This window comes from Streptomyces sp. URMC 127 (assembly GCF_051386535.1).
Lineage (GTDB): Bacteria > Actinomycetota > Actinomycetes > Streptomycetales > Streptomycetaceae > Streptomyces.
Genome location: NZ_JBPQTW010000487.1, coordinates 1 through 589 on the forward strand (window position 1 = coordinate 1; position 589 = coordinate 589).

The 589-nt window shown below is 68.8% G+C and carries 1 pseudogene; it reads right to left on the reverse strand.

Going from position 1 to position 589, the window contains the following annotated elements:
• Positions 1-160, reverse strand: a pseudogene (locus tag ACSNOH_RS35045) (dihydroxyacetone kinase subunit DhaK); the annotation flags it as partial.
• Positions 161-589: the final 429 nt, after the last annotated feature.

The window sequence follows — 589 nt, forward strand, 5'->3', positions numbered from 1 at the left end:
ACCCACCCCCGGACACGAGCCCCACCTTCCCGGCAACCGGCGCGTCCCGCCGCACGACGACGCGGTGCTCGACGTCGACGGTGAGCTCCGGATGCGCGGCAGCCATCCCGCGCAGCGCATCGGGGACGACGGACTCGGGCACGTTGATGAGCATCTTCACAGCGGGCTCCTTCAGTGACGGGCGGTTAGGGCTCTGACCTGCGTTTCCACAGATCAGCGGTAATGAAGGGGATATTGGTTCTCGGTGGGCTCTGGAGGTCGGTGGCGGTCTGTGGCGGTACTGATGCTGACCTCATGCTGACATTACTGACGGCTCGTCAGATTAAGGGCGCACTACTCAGCGTGATGGACCTAGGGTACTGAGGCCGGTGCGCCGAGAAACTCCGGTGTCGCAGCACCCCCGCCTTCGCGTCCGGTCCGCGGCCGCGCAGAGCGCCGCTGCCGCGAAGGCGAGGGCGGTACTGGCCTGCTTCCTGACGTGGTTCGAACGCCCTCAGCGTCGTGAGCCCTCGTCCGAAGGCGGGCCGTGATGGTGCAGGTGGACGGGGACGGGTTCGCCGCGGCGGGTGGCGCCGGGGGCGCGGCGGGC